The organism is Limimaricola litoreus (assembly GCF_024159025.1).
Taxonomy (GTDB): domain Bacteria; phylum Pseudomonadota; class Alphaproteobacteria; order Rhodobacterales; family Rhodobacteraceae; genus Limimaricola; species Limimaricola litoreus.
Map to the genome: position 1 here is coordinate 1 of NZ_JAMYXC010000024.1, position 18,483 is coordinate 18,483.

Genomic DNA, 18,483 nt, shown 5'->3' on the forward strand with positions numbered 1-18,483 from the left:
GGCGGGCCGGGGCGGCGCAGGGCAGGGGGGCCCTGACGCCCCCGGCCCGCCCCACAGCGACAGGGGCCCACGCCATGCCGATCACCGAAGCACTCAAGCCGACACCCTTCGCCGCCGGGCTGGAGGTCTGGTCGAGCGGAGACGGCACGCCGGGCTCGGACAGCTATGCGCAATCGGGGGCGGGGGTCTTCGTGCCCGCCGATCAGGATTTCGGCGGCGCGCTTGAGATCCTGAAGACGAATTCGGTGCAAAAGCTGCGCTACATGGGCGAGACGCCGGTGCGCCCCGGCCTCTACATCCGCGTCACCGCGCGGGTGAAGGCGCTGTCGGGGCCGCTGCCGGGGGTGCGGATCGCGGGCTGGGCCGGGCGCGAGAGCGGCGCGCATCTGGGGGGCGTGGACGAGGCGGGCCCGGTGACCGAGCTTGCCGCCTACGGCGAGGTGGTCGAGGTCTCGGCCATCATCGGGCCGGGGCTGCAGGAGGGGGTCGATCTGATCTGGCCGCAGGCGGCCTACGGCCATCTGGGGCTGGACCTGACCGGGGCCTCGGGTGGGGTGGTGCGGATCGACGACATCGAGATCGAGGATGTGACGCATCTCTTCGCCGCGGATCTGGCGGGCGTGGTCGACGTGCGCGATTACGGTGCGCGCGGCGACGGCACCGGCAACGAGGCGGCCGCCTTCGCCGCGGCCGATGCGGCAGCGGCGGGGCGCACGGTGCTGGTGCCCGAGGGGCGCTATCGCATCACCTCGAACGTCACCTTTCGCAGTCATGTGCGCTTTGTCGGCACGGTGGAGCCGGTGGGGGCGACCAAGCTGATCCTGCAGCGCGATTTCCGCTTCGGCGCCTATCTCGACGCGCTGGGCAACGAGGAGCTGGCCTTCACCAAGGCGTTCCAGGCGCTGTTGAGCTTTTCGGACCACGAGTCGCTCGATCTCGAAGGGCGGCGCATCGGCCTCACGAAACCCTTCGACATGGCCGCCGCCGTCCCCGACCGCGAGACCTTTGCCACCCGCCGCGTGGTGCGCAACGGGCAGTTCCAGCCGATCGACGGCGCGGCCTGGACCCCGGCCACGGTGACGTCGCAAGCCAGCTATGCCGCGGCCCACCCCTACAGGCTCGACAACGTGGCCAAGGCGGGCTCGATCGCGCCGGGCAGCCTCGTGACCGGCAACGGCGTGGGGCGCGAGGTCTATGTCAAATCGGTCGATGTGGCCAACAACCGGGTGGTGCTGAGCCAGCCGCTTTACGACGCCGAAGGGGTGCAGCCCTTCACCTTCACCCGGTTTCGCTACCTGATCGACTTTTCCGGCTTCAAGGATCTGAGCCAGTTCATCTTCGATGACGTGGAATTCCAGTGCAACGGCGTGGCCTCGGGCCTCATCCTGCCGCCTGCCGGGCTGACCTTTCATCTGCGCGACTGCTTCGTCACCAAGCCGCGCGATCGCGGGCTCACCTCGCATGGCGGCGGCTGTCAGGGGATGATGATCGACCGCTGCCAGTTCCTGTCGAACGAGCAGGGGCTGCCGGTCGAGCAACGAAAGACCCTGTGCTTCAACGCCAACGCCAACGACGTGAAGATCCGCGATTGCCGGATCGTGCTGTTCGAGCATTTCTGCGTGCTGGCGGGGACCGGCAACCTGATTTCGAACAACCATTGGTTCCACGGTGATTCCGAATCCGACGGCGTGCGCAAGGGCGGCATCATCCTGACCCGGCCCAACCCGGCGACGCTGATCGTCGGCAACTACATCGACAACAACTTCATCGAATGGAGCAACGAGCACGACGAAAGCCCCGCGCGCGGCACGCAGTTCAGCTTCGGCGGGCTGACGGTGACAGGCAATATCTTCATCTGCACCGATGCCGCGCGCTGGTTCAACTGGATCGTGATCAAGCCGCGCGGGCCGGGGCATTACATCCACGGGCTGCATGTGACCGGCAACGTGTTCCGCACCTTCAACGGCAACATCGACCGGGTTGAGCGCGTCGATACCAGTTTTGCCGATCTCGATTACGGGCGGATGCGCGACATCACCTTCGAGAGCAACGCCTTTCACGGCATCAACGAACCCGCGCGCAACCCTGCGAGCCTGAGCTATCGGGAGGCTTCGGCCACGCGGGCCTGGGTAATCGACAGCGCGCCGCTTCTGCCCTTCGGCGGGCGGGCGCGGGTGGTGGAGGCGGCGCTGCCGGAGGGGCGGCTGGAGGACGCTTCGGGAGATACCGTCCATGAAAGCCCGTGGATCGACCCCGAACATGGCGCCGGCGGGCGGAAGTTCCGCATTCTGTGGAGCCGCCCCGTCGCCGGGCGGATGCGCTGCCGGGTGCGGATGGACCAGCCCAGCTAGGTCGCGAGGGAACCGGGCGGGGGGCTGGCGCGTCTGGGATGTGGCCCCTGCGGATCGGGCTTCCCTCCCATGGAGACGATGATGAACACGATCGCGACCCCCGCCGAACTGGTGCGAACCTCCGTGACCTTCTGGACCCTGATGACCGAGACACAGGCGGTCATGGCCTACCGGATCATGGGCATGGCCGGTCTTTGGGCCGTCACCGGCTCCGAGAACCGGCGCATGGTCGATGAAAAGGCCCCGGCCTTTGCCGAGGCGATGATGGCGGGCAGCCGGGCGATGATGTCGGGCCAGCGCCCCGACCAGATCGCGCTTGCGACGATGGCGCCGCTGCAGCGGCGCACGGGGCACAACAACCGCCGTCTCGCGCGGCGCGGTCCCAATTTCCTCAAGCCGCACGGCTGAGACCGGCGGCTTCGTGCCAAGTGGAGGCCAAGGGCCGGAACGCCCGGCGCGTTTGGCGGTTGAACAGGACCCCTTCGCATCAAGGACACCGACGATGACCTCGAACAATCCCTATGCGTTGCAATTGCAGGCCTGGCGCACCGGGCTGTCCCTGTGGCAGGCGGGCATCGACATGCAGATGTCGATGATCCGCGGCTTCTATGGCATGGGCCGGAGTGGCGGGGACGAGGCCGAAGATGCGAGCCGGCCGGAGGCGGAGACGGCGCGCGTCGATTTCGCCAAGCGCGCGGTAGACGGCCTCAACGCCGTCGCCCGTCCTGCGCAGACCGACGATTTGCCCGTCTGACGCGGCTGCCTTGCGAGACGGGCGCGCAAGGACGCCCGTCTCGGCCATTCCTCAATCCTCGGCAGCGCGGTCCGCGCGCCGCCTCTTGCGCTCGGCGCGGCGTTCGGCCCGGCGCTCGGCCTGACGTTCCGCACGGCGCTCGGCGCGGCGTTCTGCACGACGTTCTGCCCGACGTTCCGCTCGAAGGGCCGCGCGCTCCGCGCGACGTTCAGCCTTGAGAGCCTCACGCTTTTCCTTGCGCGCCGCCCGGGCCTCGCGCTTGGCCTGACGGCCGGTTTCCGCAACTTTCGTGTCGACGGGGCTTTCCACGGAGGCCGAATCAGATTCGTCTTCGTCTTCGTCTTCGTCTTCGTCTTCGTCTTCGTCTTCGTCTTCGTCTTCGTCTTCGTCTTCGTCTTCGTCTTCGTCTTCGTCTTCGTCTTCGTCTTCGTCTTCGTCTTCGTCTTCGTCTTCGTCTTCGTCTTCGTCTTCGTCTTCGTCTTCGTCCTCCTCCTTGCGCTCGAAGGCCAGTTCAAGCCGCTCGAGGACCTCCTCGAACTCGTCCTCGCTCAACCTGCGATCGCCGTTCTCGCCTTCACGGAACAGCAGGCGCCCCTCCCGACCGAGGGCACGGGCGAGCTCGTTGCGGGTCAGCGCGGCATCATCGTTGCGGTCGATGGCCTCGAAGGAGAGGGGTTGGGACAGGGCAGCGCCTGCCGAGAGACCAAGACCGAGGGCGATCGATGACAGGAGAATGGCTTTTTGGCGATGCATTTAAGTGGCTCCGGTTATTGGCGAGTGCCGGGAACCATGACGGCGAGACATGGCAAAAAATAGGCACTGCGGAGCCGCATAGGGGAAACATCACGTCGCAAGCCCGCGCACAGGCGGGGGGGCGGGAGCGACGGTACCACCGGAAAGGGAGGACTTGGTGGAGTCGAGGGGGATCGAACCCCTGACCTCGTCATTGCGAACGACGCGCTCTCCCAACTGAGCTACGACCCCACTGCGCGCGTATCTGGCCTGTCCGGGGGGGAGTGTCAAGCTGCGCGGCCGGATTTTTCGCGATCCGCGATCGGGCAGGGGCCGGGCGGGATCCTCTGCGCGGCCTGTCCGGATGGGGCGCCCGACGCTAGAAGCGCCACCAGCTTTCCAAGGTGAGTCCGCCGCCCCGGTCGCCGGTCAGCGCGCGGGTGAGACCGAGCCTCAACTCAAACGTCTCATGCGCTTGCCAGGCGAACGAGCCGCCGATCTTGGCGTAGATGTCGCCCGAAAGCCCGTAGCCCGTCTGCGCCTGGATCAGCCCGGTCCAGCGCGGCGCGAGATCCCGGCCCCATGTACCCTCGACCTTGGCCTGGTGCGACAGCCGCGTGACGCCGAGCTGGCCCTGCGCGTCCACCGCGAGCCAGCCGGTCTCGAGCCCGCGGCCCCAGTGCAGGCCGAGCCGGGTGGTCGCCTCGCGGTAGCCATCCTGCAGCAGGGTCATCCCCAGCCCGGTCGAGACCGCCCAGACGTCGCCCCCGCGCTCGGGCCGCCAAGGCAGGCGGATCCAGGCGAAGAGGCTCCCGGCGGTGCCCGCATCGGCGGCATAGCCGTCGATCCCGAAGGTCAGCCGGGGCGTGACGCCGTATTCGAGATAGATCGTCGGGTCGTAATGCACCGGCCGGGTGGCTCCGTCGAACAGCGCCACGTTGCCGCCGAGCGAGAGGAAGGTCGTGCCTTCCTCGCGCGGCCAGGCTCCGGCGAAGGCCGCGCCCGAACAGATGCAGAGGATCAGGGAAAGACAGAGCGGTGGCACCAGCCTGCGTCGCATTCGCCCATCCCCCCGTAACGCCCCGTCCCCAAGGCTGCGCAGGAGCGGTTAAGAGGGCGTTAATACCGCCGCAGCCGCCACAGATAGGCGCCGTAAGCGGGGATCTCGCGCAGGGCGAGCCTGAGCTGCGGGACGAGCCGCGCGCCATGCGGCGGCGCATGGCCGCGCGCGTCGAGGCCGAAGTGGCGCGCCACGAGAAGCGCACGCGGCAGATGCGCGGCATCGCTGACCACGACCACGCGCCGCGCGCCGATCCGCGCAAGGATCGGCAGGGCGAGGCGGATGTTGTCGAGCGTGTCGCGCGAGGCGGTCTCGGGGTGGATCGCGTGGCCGGGCACACCCGCCTCGATCAGCAGGTCGCGCATCGCCTCGCCCTCGCTTGGCGGATGGCGCCCCAGCCCGCCGCAGGGCACGAGATGCGCCACTTCGCCCGCGTGCCACAGCGCGGCCCCGTGCATGGCACGGCGGCGCAGCGTGGGGGAGGGGCCACCCTCCCAGACGGCGGCGCCGAGGATGAGCGCGGCGGTGGCGGGCTCCGTCATGGCATAGGTCTCCACGGGCGATCCGGGTTGCGCTCCCACGCCGCTGGCGGCCCCGGCACGCGGCACCTTTCCCGCGCGCTCCGGCGCGCTAGGCTTGCAGGCGACACAAGGGGAAACGTGATGGAAGAACTGTTGCAGGGGATCGGCATTGCCGCTCTCGTCATTCTGGCTCTGGTCGGGCTTGCCGTGGGCTGGCTGGCAAGCGCGCTTTCGGGCGGGCGCAGGCGGGCGCTCTACATGATCGTCGGCGCGCTGGCGGCGATGGCCACGCCCTTCGTGCTGGCGGCGCTGGGCGTGACCGTGCTCGCGGCGGGCGGGCTGTTGCTCGTCATCCTCGTGGCGCTGATCGGCGCGGCGTTGGTCCTGGCGCTGGTGCGCGCGATCGCGAAGTGACGGCAAGCCGCGCCTAGCGCGGCTTGCGGTTCTTGCGCCGGTCGACATTGCCGCCGCGCTGGCCGGGCTTGCCGGCGGTGGAGCGGCCCGAGGCCTTCACCGCCGCCTCGGACGCCCGCTCGACCGCCTGCTGGCGCGCCATGGGGTCGTCGGAGACCATAAGATCCACCGCCTCCAGGCGCTTCACCTCGTCGCGCAGCCTTGCCGCCTCCTCGAATTCGAGGTTCTCGGCGGCCTTGCGCATGTCGGTCTTGAGCCCATCGAGCACCGCCTGCAGGTTCGCGCCGGCCATCGGCTTGTCGACCTTGGCGGTGACCCGGTTCATGTCGACATCGCCCTTGTAGAGACCGGCGAGGATGTCCTCGACGTTCTTCTTCACCGTCGCGGGCGTGATGCCGTGTTCGATGTTGTAGGCGATCTGCTTCTCGCGCCGCCGCTCGGTCTCGGCCATGGCGCGCTCCATGGAGCCGGTGATCCGGTCGGCATACATGATGACCCGGCCTTCGGCGTTGCGCGCGGCGCGGCCGATGGTCTGCACCAGCGAGGTCTCGGAGCGCAGGAAACCCTCCTTGTCGGCATCGAGGATCGCCACCAGCCCGCACTCGGGGATGTCGAGCCCCTCGCGCAGCAGGTTGATGCCGATCAGCACGTCGAAGGCGCCCAAGCGCAGGTCGCGCAGGATCTCGATCCGCTCGATCGTGTCGATGTCGGAATGCATGTAGCGCACCTTGATGCCCTGCTCGTGCAGGTATTCGGTCAGGTCCTCGGCCATGCGCTTGGTGAGCGTGGTGCACAGCGTCCGGTAGCCATTGGCCGTCACCCGGCGGATCTCGTCGAGCAGGTCGTCCACCTGGGTCTTGACGGGGCGGATCTCGATCATCGGGTCGAGCAGGCCGGTGGGGCGGATCACCTGCTCGGTAAAGACGCCGCCGGCCTGGTCGAGCTCCCACGCCGCGGGCGTCGCCGAGACGAAGATCGACTGCGGGCGCATCGCGTCCCATTCCTCGAACTTGAGGGGGCGGTTGTCCATGCACGACGGCAGGCGGAAGCCATGCTCGGCCAGCGTCATCTTGCGCCGGAAGTCGCCCTTGTACATGCCGCCGATCTGCGGGACCGAGACGTGACTCTCATCGGCAAAGACGATGGCATTGTCGGGGATGAACTCGAACAGGGTGGGCGGCGGCTCCCCCGGCGCGCGACCTGTCAGATAGCGCGAGTAGTTCTCGATGCCGTTGCACACGCCGGTGGCCTCAAGCATTTCGAGGTCGAAATGCGTGCGCTGTTCGAGCCGCTGCGCCTCCAGCAGCTTGCCCTCGCCCTGAAGCTGTTCGAGCCGGATGCGCAGCTCTTCCTTGATGCCCTTCACCGCCTGGTTCATCGTCGGGCGCGGCGTGACGTAGTGGCTGTTGGCATAGATGCGGATGCGGTCGAACTCGTCGGTCTTCGACCCGGTCAGCGGATCGAACTCCGTGATGCTTTCGAGCTCGTCTCCGAAGAAGGACAGCCTCCATGCCCGATCCTCGAGGTGGGCGGGCCAGACCTCGAGGCTGTCGCCGCGCACGCGGAAGGAGCCGCGCCCGAAGGCCGCGTCGTTGCGCTTGTATTGCTGGGCCACGAGATCGGCCATGACGGCGCGCTGCTCGTAATTCTTGCCCTTGTGCAGGTCCACCGTCATCGCGCCATAGGTCTCGACAGAACCGATGCCGTAGATGCACGACACCGAGGCCACGATGATCACGTCGTCGCGCTCCAGAAGCGCGCGGGTGGCCGAGTGGCGCATCCGGTCGATCTGCTCGTTGATCTGGCTTTCCTTCTCGATGAAGGTGTCCGAGCGCGGCACATAGGCCTCGGGTTGGTAGTAGTCGTAGTAGCTGACGAAATATTCGACCGCGTTGTCGGGAAAGAAGCCCTTGAACTCGCCGTAGAGCTGAGCGGCAAGGGTCTTGTTGGGGGCGAGGATGATCGCCGGGCGCTGGGTCTCCTCGATCACCTTGGCCATGGTGAAGGTCTTGCCGGTGCCGGTGGCGCCGAGCAGGACCTGATCGCGCTCGCCCGACTTGATGCCGCCCGCCAGCTCGACGATCGCCGTGGGCTGGTCGCCCGCGGCGTTGAACTCGGTCTGCATCCGGAACCGCTTGCCGCCTTCGAGCTTTTCGCGCTCGCGCACCTGCGGGGCGGGCGCGTGCAGCATCGGCATCTGTTCGGGCGAGTTGTTGTGCATCGGGCGACTCCTTGGGACCGAACCAATCTGGTCACATATCGTTCCTGTGCAAGAGGGGTGCGGCGTCTTTGCCCGCTTGCATGGCGGGGCCGTTTTGCCGATAACGCCGATCAGATCAGAAGGGACCAACGATGCGCGCACGGATCTACAGACCCGCCCGGACCGCCACCCAGTCGGGCACCGCCAAGACCGAGGCCTGGATCCTCGAACACGCGCCCGCCTCCAAGCGCGAGATCGATCCGTTGATGGGCTGGACCAGCTCGACCGACACCCAAAGCCAGGTGCGGATGTATTTTGACAGCCGCGAGGCGGCGGTGGCCTATGCCGAGAAGAACGGGCTCGACGCGATCGTGCAGGAGCCGCATGTGCGCAAACACAACATCCGCCCCGGTGGCTACGCCGAGAACTTCTCGAACTCGCGCCGCGGGGCCTGGACGCATTGAGTGTAAATCCGACTTAAGTTGAGGCGGTTTCGCGGTGAAGATCCGGCGAAGAGACCGGACACCACAACATCGAGTGTTCGACCGGATCGGACGTCATAGACTTCTAGCGAGGGCGGCCTGATGGCCGCCCGTTTCGTTTCAGGGATCAGCCATGACCATCACCCATCTCGTCACCCATTCGGGCGGCTTTCACGCCGATGAACTTCTCTCCTCGGTCATCCTTACCCGGCTGTACCCCGAAGCCGAGATCGTCCGCAGTCGTGACAAGGCCTGGATCACCCCCGGCGAGGGACGGATCATCTACGATGTGGGCGGTCAGTTCGACGCCGAGGCGCGGATCTTCGATCACCATCAGAAGCCCAACCCGCTGCGCGAGGATGGCCAACCCTACAGCTCCTTCGGCCTGATCTGGGCACAGTACGGGCGCGATTACCTGCGTGCGCTGGATGTCCCCGAGCATGATGTCGAGAATATCCACGCCTCCTTCGACCGTGGCTTCGTGCTGCCCGTCGATCTGATCGACAACGGCGCGGTGGACGCCTCCGCGGCGGGGCCGCTGTTCTCGGGGCTGACGCTGCCGGTCCTGCTCGAAAGCCTGAAGCCCGCCTTCGACGATCGCGAAGAGGGCGCGGATGATCACGCCTTCGCCGCCGCCGTACCGGTCGCGCGCGCCTTCGTCGAAGCCCGCATCCGCCGCTCGGCCGCGAAACGGCGCGCCGAGGGAATGGTCGCCGAGGCCATCGCGGCGGCAGGCGAGGGGCGCATCCTCGAACTGCCCATGGGCATGCCCTTCCGCGCCGGTGTCGAGGCGGCGGGGGCCGATCACCTGCTGTTCGTCGTCCACCCGCGCGGCGCGGACTGGGCGCTGACCACCATCCGCACCGGCGACGACACCTTCGAGACACGTGCCGACCTTCCCGCAGCCTGGGCGGGGCTGACGGACGAGGCGCTGGAAGCGGCGTCTGGCGTGAAGGGCGCGAAGTTCTGCCACAACGGCCGCTTCATCGCCGTGGCCTCCAGCCGCGACGCGATCATGGAGATGGCGGAGCTGGCGGTGGCCGAGGTTTCGAAAGCCGCGCAATAGCGGGAGGGACCGGCCGGAAATCGGGGTTCGGCCGAAAGGATTGAAGAACCGACCTTTTCCGCACCGGGGCTAGACTGCGCGCGAGGTGCGAACTTCGTCCTCTTGGAGCGATATTGCACAACGCCCCCGCGCGCATCCCTGCCGCCTTTCCCGGCGGTTTGGCGGGGCTCATGACATGAGCTTCGCGCCGAAGAGCTTCGGGCCGTTCATACGGACCTCGACGCAGCTTCGGGCGTGGTAGCCGGTTCATGTCCTCCGGAAAGCTGAACGCTATCCCGGCCTGCCGGTCGCCCGTCGCGTGAACCTTGATCCGCAGCGTCCTGTACCGCGGCCACCCCAGCGCTCCGCCCGCGGCGACCGATGGCCTTGTCTCGACGAGCAAGAAGGGAACCCGGGATGCCGGGCCGGGTTGCGAGGAGAGGGAGGAGACCGATGCGCGGACTGTCTTGGAGCTGGCATGGGCTCACGCTGGGCATCGGCCTGGGCGGATTCTTCGATGGCATCCTGCTGCACCAGATCCTGCAATGGCATCATCTTCTCAGCCTTGTCCCGGGTGTCGATGACCTGCGCGCGCAGGTGCTCTGGGACGGGTATTTCCACCTCCTGATGTATGTCCTGGCCGCCATCGGGCTTTGGGGGCTGTGGCGGTCCCATGTCGCAGGCGCGCGGATCGGGGGGCGGGCGCTGCTGGGGGTGCTGATCGCGGGGTTCGGAACCTGGCACATCCTGGACAGCGTGCTGTCGCACTGGCTGCTCGGCATCCACCGGATCCGGATCGACAGCGCATATCCCCTCCTTTGGGATCTGCTGTGGTTCGCGGTCTTCGGCCTGCTGCCTCTGGCCATCGGCTGGGCGCTGTGGCGCCGGGGCGGCGGGGGTGGCGGCATGGGGCTGCAGCGTTCGAGCGCTGCGCTGCTTATGATCACCCTTGTCAGCCTCGGGGCGGGCGGCTGGTCGCTGCGCCCGCCGCCGGACCAGCCGTTCACCACCGTGGTGTTCCGGCCCGGTCATGAGGCGGCGCAGATCGAGGCCGCCCTGTCGAAGCTGTCGGCGCGCCTCGTCTGGGCCGATCCCGGCATGTCCGTCGTGGTGGTGGATGTTCCGGCGGACCGACGCTGGAGCTTCTACAGGCACGGCGCGCTGCTCGTCAGCGGCACGGGCATGCCCTCGGGGTGCTTCAACTGGAGCACGGCCTAGCGGGAGCGCGAGGCGGGGCTGCGCGGCGGGTTCAGCGGCCCGGAGGGGCAGCAGACTTGGCCCTCGTCGCGGCCCCGCGCGCTGCTTCGATGGTTGCGCGGCGTGCCGCCGAGGCGCATGAATCGATCAGATTCGAAACCGCCGGAAGCCCTCATGACCCATCTCCTTCACCGCTCCACGCGCCTTCAGCCTCGCCGGGCCGTCGCGGCGAGCGGGCTGACCATCACCGACAGCGAGGGGCGCGACTACATCGACGCCTGCGGCGGCGCTGCCGTCTCCTGCCTCGGCCACGGGCACCCCGACGTGATCGCCGCCCTGCACGCGCAGGCCGACAGCATCGCCTATGCCCATACCGGCTTCTTCACCACCGAGGCCGCCGAGCGGCTCGGCGATCGGCTGGTGGCCGACGCGCCGGAGGGGATCGGGCATGCCTATCTCGTCTCGGGCGGCTCCGAGGCGGTCGAGGCGGCGTTGAAGCTCGCGCGGCAATACGCGACCGAGCGCGGAGAGGAGGGGCGCCGCCACGTGATCGCCCGGCGCCAGAGCTATCACGGCAACACGCTCGGCGCTCTGGCTGCGGGCGGCAACGAATGGCGCCGCGCGCAGTTCAGGCCGCTCTTGATGGAGACGCATCACATCGCGCCCTGCTTCGCCTACCGCGAACAGCGCGAGGCCGAGAGCGACGCCGATTACGCCGCCCGCGCGGCGGGCGAGCTGGAGACCAAGATCCGGGAGCTCGGCCCCGAAAGCGTTCTGGCCTTCGTGGCCGAGCCGGTGGTGGGGGCCACGGCAGGGGCGGTGCCGCCGGTGGGCGATTACTTCAAGCGCATCCGCGAGATCTGCGACCGGCACGGCGTGCTTCTGATCCTCGACGAGGTGATGTGCGGCATGGGCCGGACGGGGACGCTGCATGCCTGCGAGCAGGAGGGCATATCGCCCGACCTGATGACCGTGGCCAAGGGGCTCGGCGGCGGCTACCAGCCGATCGGCGCGGTGCTGCTGAGCGAGAAGATCTATGACGCGATCTCGACCGGCTCGGGCTTCTTCCAGCACGGCCATACCTACATGGGCCACCCGATGGCCGCCGCCGCGGCGCTGGCGGTGCAGGAGGTGATCGCGCGCGACGACCTGCTTGCCAATGTACGCGAGATGGGCGCGCATCTGCGCGAGCGGCTGACCGGCGCTTTCGGCAGCCACCCGCATGTCGGCGACATCCGGGGGCGGGGGCTGTTCCAGGCGATCGAGATGGTCGCGGACCGCGAGAGCAAGGCGCCGTTCGACCCCGCGCAGAAGCTGCACGCCCGGATCAAGGCCGTGGCGATGGAGGAGGGGCTGATGGTCTATCCCATGGGCGGCACCATCGACGGGGCGCGCGGCGATCACGTGCTTCTGGCTCCGCCCTTCATCGTCGAGCGCGCCGATATCGACCGGATCGTCGAACGGCTGGCCCGCGCCGTGGACCGGGCGCTGGGCGAGATCGCATGAGCGGTCTGGCCCCCCTGAGCGACGCCGACTGGCCCGGCGGCATCGCCGACATGCTGCCCGGCTTTGCCGGACGGCTCGACATCTACCGCGTCATGGCGCATCACCCGCGGCTTTTGCGCGCGTGGTCCGACCTGCGCCAGCACGTGGTGGTCGACACCACGCTCGGGCCGGAGCGCAGCGAGGTGGTGATCCTGCGCACCGGGCACCGGCACGGCTCGGATTACGAATGGGGCCATCACGTCAGCCGCGCGCGCAAGCTCGGCATGGCCGAGGCGCGCATCGCCTCGATCAGGGGGCCGCTCGAGGCGATGACGCCCGAGGATGCCACGCTCGCAGGGGCGGTGGACGCGCTCTTGCAGGCCTCGCGGCTGTCGCCCGCGCAGCAGGCCGAGGTCGAGGCGCTGGTCGGGCGCGAGGGCATGTTCGACCTGATGGCGACGGTGGGGTTCTACACGGTTCTGGCTTTCATCGCCAACAGCGCGGAATTGGCGCTCGACGCCAACATTCGGGCGGAATTGGAGAAAACGCCCGCGCCGTAACCTGTTGACAGCGACGGGCTGTTGACTTTCATCGGTGGTGCAGCAGGCTCACGGGAGCCTGATCGCCAAGGCGACCAATGAATATCAAGAGACCTCAAGGGAGAGAGCCCATGAAACATTATCTCGTCGGAGCCGCGACCGCGCTGACCCTCGCCGCGGGCGGTGCCGCCGCGCAGGACGGCCAGCAGTTCATCTCGATCGGCACCGGTGGCGTGACTGGCGTCTACTACCCGACCGGCGGCGCGATCTGCCGCCTCGTGAACCGCGGCCGCGCCGACCACGGCATCCGCTGCGGCGTCGAGTCGACCGGTGGTTCGGTCTACAACATCAACGCCGTGCGCTCGGGCGAGCTCGAGTTCGGTGTCGCCCAGTCCGACTGGCAGTACCACGCCATCGAGGGCACCTCGCAGTTCGAGGAGCAGGGCCCGTTCGAGGATCTGCGCGCGGTGTTCTCGGTCCATCCCGAGCCCTTCACCGTCGTGGCGCGTGCCGATGCCGGCATCGAGACCTTCGAGGATCTCAAGGGCAAGCGCGTCAACGTCGGCAACCCCGGCTCGGGCCAACGCGGCACCATGGAAGTGCTGATGGAGGCCATGGGCTGGACCATGGACGACTTCCAGCTCACCTCCGAGCTGCAGGCCGCCGAGCAGAGCCAGGCGCTGTGCGACAACAACATCGACGCCATGGTCTACACCGTCGGCCACCCCTCGGGCTCGATCCAGGAGGCGACCACCGCCTGCGACGCGGTGCTGGTGGAGGTCTCGGGCGAGGCCGTCGACAAGCTGGTCGAGGAAAACCCCTACTACCGCACCGCCACCATCCCGGGCGGCATGTATCGCGGCAATGACGAGGACACCTCGACCTTCGGCGTCGGCGCGACCTTCGTCTCCTCGGCCAGCGTGCCCGAGGAGGTCGTCTACGAGACCGTGAAGGCGGTGTTCGAGAACTTCGACCAGTTCAAGAGCCTGCACCCGGCCTTCAGCGTGCTGACCAAGGAGGAAATGGTCGCCGACGGTCTCTCCGCGCCGCTGCACGCGGGCGCCGAGAAATACTACCGCGAGGCCGGGCTGATCGAGTGATCGCCCCTCCGCGTTGAACCATCGGCCGGGGCGCGCAGCGGGCGCGCCCCGGCCATTGCCCGTCGCACGAGACGGATCTGACACCGATCACAGCATGAGGGAGCGCGTCCGATGGCCGACCAGCGCGAGGACCGGGACGACCGGCAATATTCGGACGATGATCTGCAGGACCTTGTCACCAGTTCGGATTCGGGCGCCCGCGCCCCGGCAAGCCGCGCCACGGCGATGCTGATCGCCGGCACGGCGATGGCATGGTCGCTGTTCCAGCTCTGGATCGCGCAGCCGCAGCTGTGGTTCGGCGCCTACCTGCCGGTGCTCAATTCCTCGCAGACCCGGCCCATCCACCTGATGTTCGCGATCTTCCTCGCCTTTCTCGCCTATCCGGCGTTCAAGTCGAGCCCGCGCGAGCGCGTGCCCCTGATCGACTGGGGCCTCGCCCTGATCGGCGCCTTCTGCGCCTTCTACGTCTTCTGGTTCTCGGATCATCTCGCCATGACCGCCCGCTCGGGCCTGCCGACGCAGACCCAGGTGATCATCGGCTCGGTCGGCCTCGTGGTGCTGCTCGAAGCCTCGCGCCGCGCGCTGGGGCCGGCGCTGACCGTCGTCGGATCGCTGTTCCTCGCCTATGCCTATTTCGGCACCGGCTGGCTGATCCCCAACCTGATCGAGCACGAGGGCCTGTCGTTCACCTCGCTGATCAATGCGCAGTGGCTCGACACGGCGGGCGTCTTCGGCATCCCCTTGGGCGTCTCGACCGCCTTCGTCTTCCTCTTCGTGCTGTTCGGCTCGCTCTTGGACAAGGCAGGGGCCGGCAACTACTTCATCCAGCTCGCCTTCGCCGGGCTGGGGCATCTGCGCGGCGGCCCGGCCAAGGCCGCCGTCGTCGGCTCGGCCATGACCGGTCTCATCTCCGGCTCCTCGATCGCCAACGTGGTCACCACCGGCACCTTCACCATTCCGCTGATGAAGCGCGTGGGCTTCTCGCGCGAGCAGGCCGGCGCGGTCGAGGTGGCTTCCTCGGTCAACGGCCAGATCATGCCCCCCGTCATGGGGGCCGCCGCCTTCCTGATGGTCGAGTTCATCGGCATCTCCTATCTGGAGGTGATCAAGCACGCCTTCATCCCGGCAGTGATCTCCTACATCGCGCTGGTCTACATCGTGCATCTCGAGGCGCTGAAGCGCGAGATGCCGGCGCTGGGCGAAAGCAAGAGCTTCGCGGGCATGATCGTGAAGTTCCTGCTCGGCTTCGCCGTGGCGGGCGCGGCCTTCACCGCGCTGATCTACGGCGTCGAGGCGCTCGAAGGCGCGCTGCCCTCGCTCGCCGCGCCGCTGATGATGGCGGTGCTGGGGCTGATCTATCTCGGGCTGGTCTGGGTCGCGGCGCAGCGCCCGGACCTGCACATGGACGATCCCTCGGACGAGGAGATCAGGCTGCCCACCGTGGGCGAGGTCTATGCCACCGGCCTGCATTACGTGCTGCCGATCCTCGTGCTGGTCTGGTTCCTGATGGTCGAGCGGCAGAGCCCGGCCAAATCGGCCTTCTACGCCACCTGCCTGATGCTGCTCATCATCGTCACCCAGCGCCCGATCAAGGCGCTGTTCCGCGGGCAGGGCGGCCAGATCGCCCATGAGTTCGCCGCGGGCTTTCATGACCTGCGTGACGGTCTCGTGGCAGGCGCGCGCAACATGATCGGCATCGGCGTCGCCACCGCCGCCGCCGGCATCATCGTCGCCACCGTCACCAAGACCCCGATCGGCACCGAGCTTGCGGGCCTCGTGGAGCAGCTTTCGGGCGGGATCCTGATCCTGATGCTGGTCTTCGTGGGGCTGTTCTCGCTGATCCTCGGCATGGGCCTGCCGACCACCGCGAACTACATCGTGGTCTCGTCGCTGATGGCCTCGGTCGTGGTGAACCTGGGCGCGCAGGAGGGGCTGATCGTGCCGCTGATCGCGGCGCATCTCTTCGTGTTCTACTTCGGCATCATGGCCGATGTGACGCCACCCGTGGGTCTGGCCTCCTTCGCCGCCGCCGCCGTCTCCGGCGGCGATCCGATCAAGACCGGCTTCACCGCCTTCTTCTACTCCCTGCGCACCGTGGCGCTGCCCTTCCTGTTCATCTACAACCCGGCGCTGATCCTCTACGGCATCGATCTGGGGACATGGTTCGGCATCGGTCAGGCGGTGTTCATCTTCGTGGTGGCGACCTTTGCGATGCTCCTGTTCGCCGCCGCGACGCAGGGCTATTTCCTCGCGCCCTCGAAGATCCACGAATCCGCCGCCCTCCTGCTCGTGGCCTTCACGCTCTTCGTGCCGGGCTTCTGGCTCAACCAGCTGCAGAGCCCGTTCCAGAACTACGCCCCCGCGCAGTTCGAGACGGCGGTGGCCGAGGCCGAGCCGGGCGACACGCTCCGCCTCAAGATCGAGGGGCCCGACTTCAACTCGGGCCAGATCACCGAGACGACGCTCGTGATGGAGATCGAGGGCGATGGCGGCGCCGCGGAGCGGATCGACGCCTCCGGCCTGCTGCTGTTCCCCGAGGGCGAGGTGGTGCGGCTCGACGAGCCGATGTTCGGCACGCCCGCGGCGGAGAAGCTCGGCGATTTCGACTTCTACTCGGACACGCCGGTGCAGATCTCGCAGGTGCAGGCACCGCGCGAGCGGATCACGAAATACGTATTCTACATCCCGGCGCTGCTGCTTCTGGGCGCGGTGGTGCTCCTGCAGCGCCGCCGCCAGACCGTCCCCGCCTTCTGAGGGCGGACGCGGCCGTTGCGCGGGCCTCAGCAGGGGCCTGACCGGGGGCAGGCGCAGCATGGCGCGGGCAAAGGACTGCGAAGGGCCGGACCAGAGTCCGGCCCTTGTGCGTTTCATGTCACGAGACACCCGGGCGCGCGGACAAGGGAGGGCAAGGGACATGCGAGATCCGGAAGGCGAAGCGCCCGGCCCAAGCGGAGAGGCGGCATCGCGGCCCGAGGGCGCGCATCCGGCCGCGCCGGCCAACCCCGAGCAGGCCGGGCAGGAGCGCGACCGGGGGCGCGAGGCATGGCGACCGCAGCAGATCCAGCCGGCAGGCTGGCGCGACATTTCGCTCAGGGTGGGCAGGAGGATCGGCCGCGATCTCGTCCCGCTGGTGGCGGCCGGGGTCGCCTTCTTCGGGATGCTGGCGCTGTTTCCCGCGCTTGCGATGCTGGTGTCGCTCGCGGGGCTGTTCTTCGACGCCGAGCTTGTCCTGCGCGAGCTCGAGACGCTGGAGGGGCTCGCGCCGGCGGAGCCCTTCGCGGTGGTCCGCGACCAGGTGGGCGAGCTCGTAGGCCAGGCCCCGGGCCAGGCCACGGCGACGGCCTCCATCAGCTTTGTCCTGTCGCTCTTCTGGGCCTCGCGCGGGATCGACAACCTCGTGAGCGGCATCAACATGGCGCATGTCGAGAGCGAGACGCGCAACATCATCTCGCGCAACCTCGTGTCGCTGGGCCTGACCGCGGTGCTGACGGCAATGGCGCTTGCCGCGCTGGGGCTGGCCGTGGCGGTGCCCGCGGCGCTGGAGGCGCTGGGGCTGTCGGGCTCGGCCGACACCATCGTCAGCATGGGCCGCTGGTCGGTGCTGGGGCTGTTGTCGATGCTGGCGCTCGGGCTGCTCTATCGCTACGCGCCAGCGCGCCGGGCCCCGAGGTGGAGCTGGGTCACGCCGGGCGCGGTCGTCGCCACGGCGCTGTGGCTGGGCGGCTCGGTGCTGTTCGCGCTCTTCGTGCGCAATTTCGGAAGCTACCAGCCGACCTACGGGGCGCTGGCCGGGGTGGTCATCCTGCTTCTCTACATCTGGATGACGGCCTTCGTCGTGCTGCTCGGCGCCTTGCTCAACGCCGAGATGGAGCACCAGTCCCGCCGGGACACGACGCGCGGACGGGTGCGGCCGATGGGCGAGCGGAACGCCCAGATGGCCGATACGCTCGGGCGAAAACCGTGACCGGCGCAGGAACGTGGTGCAGCGGCGGGGGGACGCCCCCGCCGTTCGGGCCGGTCGCGCGGCTCAGCCGTTGGCAAGCACTTCGACCGTGACATGCCCGACACCGCTGGCGATCAGGCCGATGTTGCCCGCGGCCCCCTTGGACAGGTCGATGATGCGGCCTCCCGCATAGGGCCCGCGATCGTTGATCCGCACCACGACCGACTTGTCGGTGGCCTCGTTGGTGACGCGCACCCGCGTGCCGAAGGGCAGGTCGGGGTGGGCGGCGGTGAGGCTGTTCATGTCGTAGGTCTCGCCATTGGCGGTCAGCCGCCCGTGGAACCCCGGCCCGTACCACGACGCGGCCCCCTCGAAGGTCTGGGTCACGCTGTCCGAATGGGCGGTGGCGATCGGCGCCGCCAGCAGGCAGGTCGCGGTCAGCAGGGTGCGGAGCATGGCGTTCGGCTTGATCAAGGGGACGTCCTTCGATTGTTGTCCTCGTCTGTGCGCCCCATCTGCGCGGCCCGCCGCCGCGATGCAACGGCCGAGGCGGCCCGGTTCCCTCACGGGCGGAAACCGGGCGAAGCCCCGCCATTTCGCCCGCCTATCCCGGCGTTCCTCCGCCGAAGACATCAGGTTTCGGCGCTTTTCGGGGCAGGG

17 protein-coding genes and 1 tRNA gene are annotated in these 18,483 nt (G+C 68.3%); 12 read left to right on the forward strand and 6 right to left on the reverse strand.

Annotated elements, in window-relative coordinates:
- Nucleotides 1–74: 74 nt before the first annotated feature.
- The 3 genes from NHG85_RS01355 to NHG85_RS01365 all read left to right on the forward strand — a co-directional run bounded on the left by NHG85_RS01355 (nt 75) and on the right by NHG85_RS01365 (nt 3,105).
- Nucleotides 75–2,351, forward strand: a complete 2,277-nt coding sequence (locus NHG85_RS01355; RefSeq protein WP_253329072.1) for a glycosyl hydrolase family 28-related protein — start codon at nt 75–77, stop codon at nt 2,349–2,351.
- 81 nt (nt 2,352–2,432) lie between these two features.
- Nucleotides 2,433–2,759, forward strand: coding sequence for an antifreeze protein (locus NHG85_RS01360; RefSeq protein ID WP_253329074.1), 327 nt, complete (start codon nt 2,433–2,435; stop codon nt 2,757–2,759).
- A 94-nt stretch (nt 2,760–2,853) separates the two neighbouring features.
- Nucleotides 2,854–3,105, forward strand: coding sequence for a hypothetical protein (locus NHG85_RS01365; RefSeq protein ID WP_253329076.1), 252 nt, complete (start codon nt 2,854–2,856; stop codon nt 3,103–3,105).
- Between the two features lie 51 nt (nt 3,106–3,156).
- Here NHG85_RS01365 and NHG85_RS01370 read toward each other — a convergent pair whose 3' ends face one another.
- The 4 genes from NHG85_RS01370 to NHG85_RS01385 form a co-directional block, all read right to left on the reverse strand.
- Nucleotides 3,157–3,858 carry a hypothetical protein gene (locus NHG85_RS01370; RefSeq protein ID WP_253329078.1) on the reverse strand — a complete coding sequence of 234 codons (702 nt, stop codon included), beginning with the start codon at nt 3,856–3,858 and terminating at the stop codon, nt 3,157–3,159.
- Between the two features lie 155 nt (nt 3,859–4,013).
- Nucleotides 4,014–4,089 (reverse strand) — tRNA-Ala (locus NHG85_RS01375).
- A gap of 127 nt (nt 4,090–4,216) precedes the next feature.
- Nucleotides 4,217–4,897 carry a hypothetical protein gene (locus NHG85_RS01380; RefSeq protein WP_253329080.1) on the reverse strand — a complete coding sequence of 227 codons (681 nt, stop codon included), beginning with the start codon at nt 4,895–4,897 and terminating at the stop codon, nt 4,217–4,219.
- 59 nt (nt 4,898–4,956) lie between these two features.
- Complete coding sequence (locus NHG85_RS01385; protein ID WP_253329082.1) at nt 4,957–5,439, reverse strand: YdcF family protein; 483 nt, start codon at nt 5,437–5,439, stop codon at nt 4,957–4,959.
- Between the two features lie 120 nt (nt 5,440–5,559).
- Here NHG85_RS01385 and NHG85_RS01390 point away from each other — a divergent pair, with 120 nt between their 5' ends.
- Nucleotides 5,560–5,832: a GlsB/YeaQ/YmgE family stress response membrane protein gene (locus NHG85_RS01390; RefSeq protein WP_253329084.1), complete on the forward strand. Its 273-nt coding sequence runs from the start codon at nt 5,560–5,562 to the stop codon at nt 5,830–5,832.
- 13 nt (nt 5,833–5,845) lie between these two features.
- On the opposite strand, the gene uvrB is transcribed toward NHG85_RS01390, so the two are convergent.
- A complete protein-coding gene (uvrB, locus tag NHG85_RS01395; RefSeq protein ID WP_305884590.1) occupies nt 5,846–8,053 on the reverse strand; it encodes an excinuclease ABC subunit UvrB in 2,208 nt (735 codons plus the stop codon).
- A gap of 131 nt (nt 8,054–8,184) precedes the next feature.
- Here uvrB and NHG85_RS01400 point away from each other — a divergent pair, with 131 nt between their 5' ends.
- From NHG85_RS01400 to NHG85_RS01435, 8 genes are all read left to right on the forward strand, one after another.
- The gene (locus NHG85_RS01400) at nt 8,185–8,496 is read left to right on the forward strand and encodes an ETC complex I subunit (RefSeq protein WP_253329086.1); all 312 of its coding nucleotides are present in this window, start codon (nt 8,185–8,187) and stop codon (nt 8,494–8,496) included.
- A gap of 151 nt (nt 8,497–8,647) precedes the next feature.
- A complete protein-coding gene (locus NHG85_RS01405) occupies nt 8,648–9,580 on the forward strand; it encodes an MYG1 family protein (protein WP_253329088.1) in 933 nt (310 codons plus the stop codon).
- A gap of 432 nt (nt 9,581–10,012) precedes the next feature.
- Complete coding sequence (locus NHG85_RS01410; RefSeq protein WP_253329090.1) at nt 10,013–10,777, forward strand: DUF2243 domain-containing protein; 765 nt, start codon at nt 10,013–10,015, stop codon at nt 10,775–10,777.
- A 153-nt stretch (nt 10,778–10,930) separates the two neighbouring features.
- A complete protein-coding gene (locus NHG85_RS01415) occupies nt 10,931–12,262 on the forward strand; it encodes an aspartate aminotransferase family protein (protein ID WP_253329092.1) in 1,332 nt (443 codons plus the stop codon).
- The gene (locus tag NHG85_RS01420; RefSeq protein ID WP_253329094.1) at nt 12,259–12,801 is read left to right on the forward strand and encodes a carboxymuconolactone decarboxylase family protein; all 543 of its coding nucleotides are present in this window, start codon (nt 12,259–12,261) and stop codon (nt 12,799–12,801) included. The genes NHG85_RS01415 and NHG85_RS01420 overlap by 4 nt, the downstream gene beginning before the upstream one ends.
- Nucleotides 12,802–12,911: 110 nt before the next feature.
- A complete protein-coding gene (locus tag NHG85_RS01425) occupies nt 12,912–13,880 on the forward strand; it encodes a TAXI family TRAP transporter solute-binding subunit (RefSeq protein ID WP_253329096.1) in 969 nt (322 codons plus the stop codon).
- A 111-nt stretch (nt 13,881–13,991) separates the two neighbouring features.
- The gene (locus NHG85_RS01430) at nt 13,992–16,634 is read left to right on the forward strand and encodes a TRAP transporter permease (RefSeq protein ID WP_253329098.1); all 2,643 of its coding nucleotides are present in this window, start codon (nt 13,992–13,994) and stop codon (nt 16,632–16,634) included.
- Nucleotides 16,635–16,794: 160 nt separating this feature from the next.
- Nucleotides 16,795–17,844: a YihY/virulence factor BrkB family protein gene (locus NHG85_RS01435; RefSeq protein ID WP_253329100.1), complete on the forward strand. Its 1,050-nt coding sequence runs from the start codon at nt 16,795–16,797 to the stop codon at nt 17,842–17,844.
- Between the two features lie 63 nt (nt 17,845–17,907).
- On the opposite strand, the gene NHG85_RS01440 is transcribed toward NHG85_RS01435, so the two are convergent.
- Complete coding sequence (locus NHG85_RS01440; protein WP_253329102.1) at nt 17,908–18,297, reverse strand: septal ring lytic transglycosylase RlpA family protein; 390 nt, start codon at nt 18,295–18,297, stop codon at nt 17,908–17,910.
- Nucleotides 18,298–18,483: the final 186 nt, after the last annotated feature.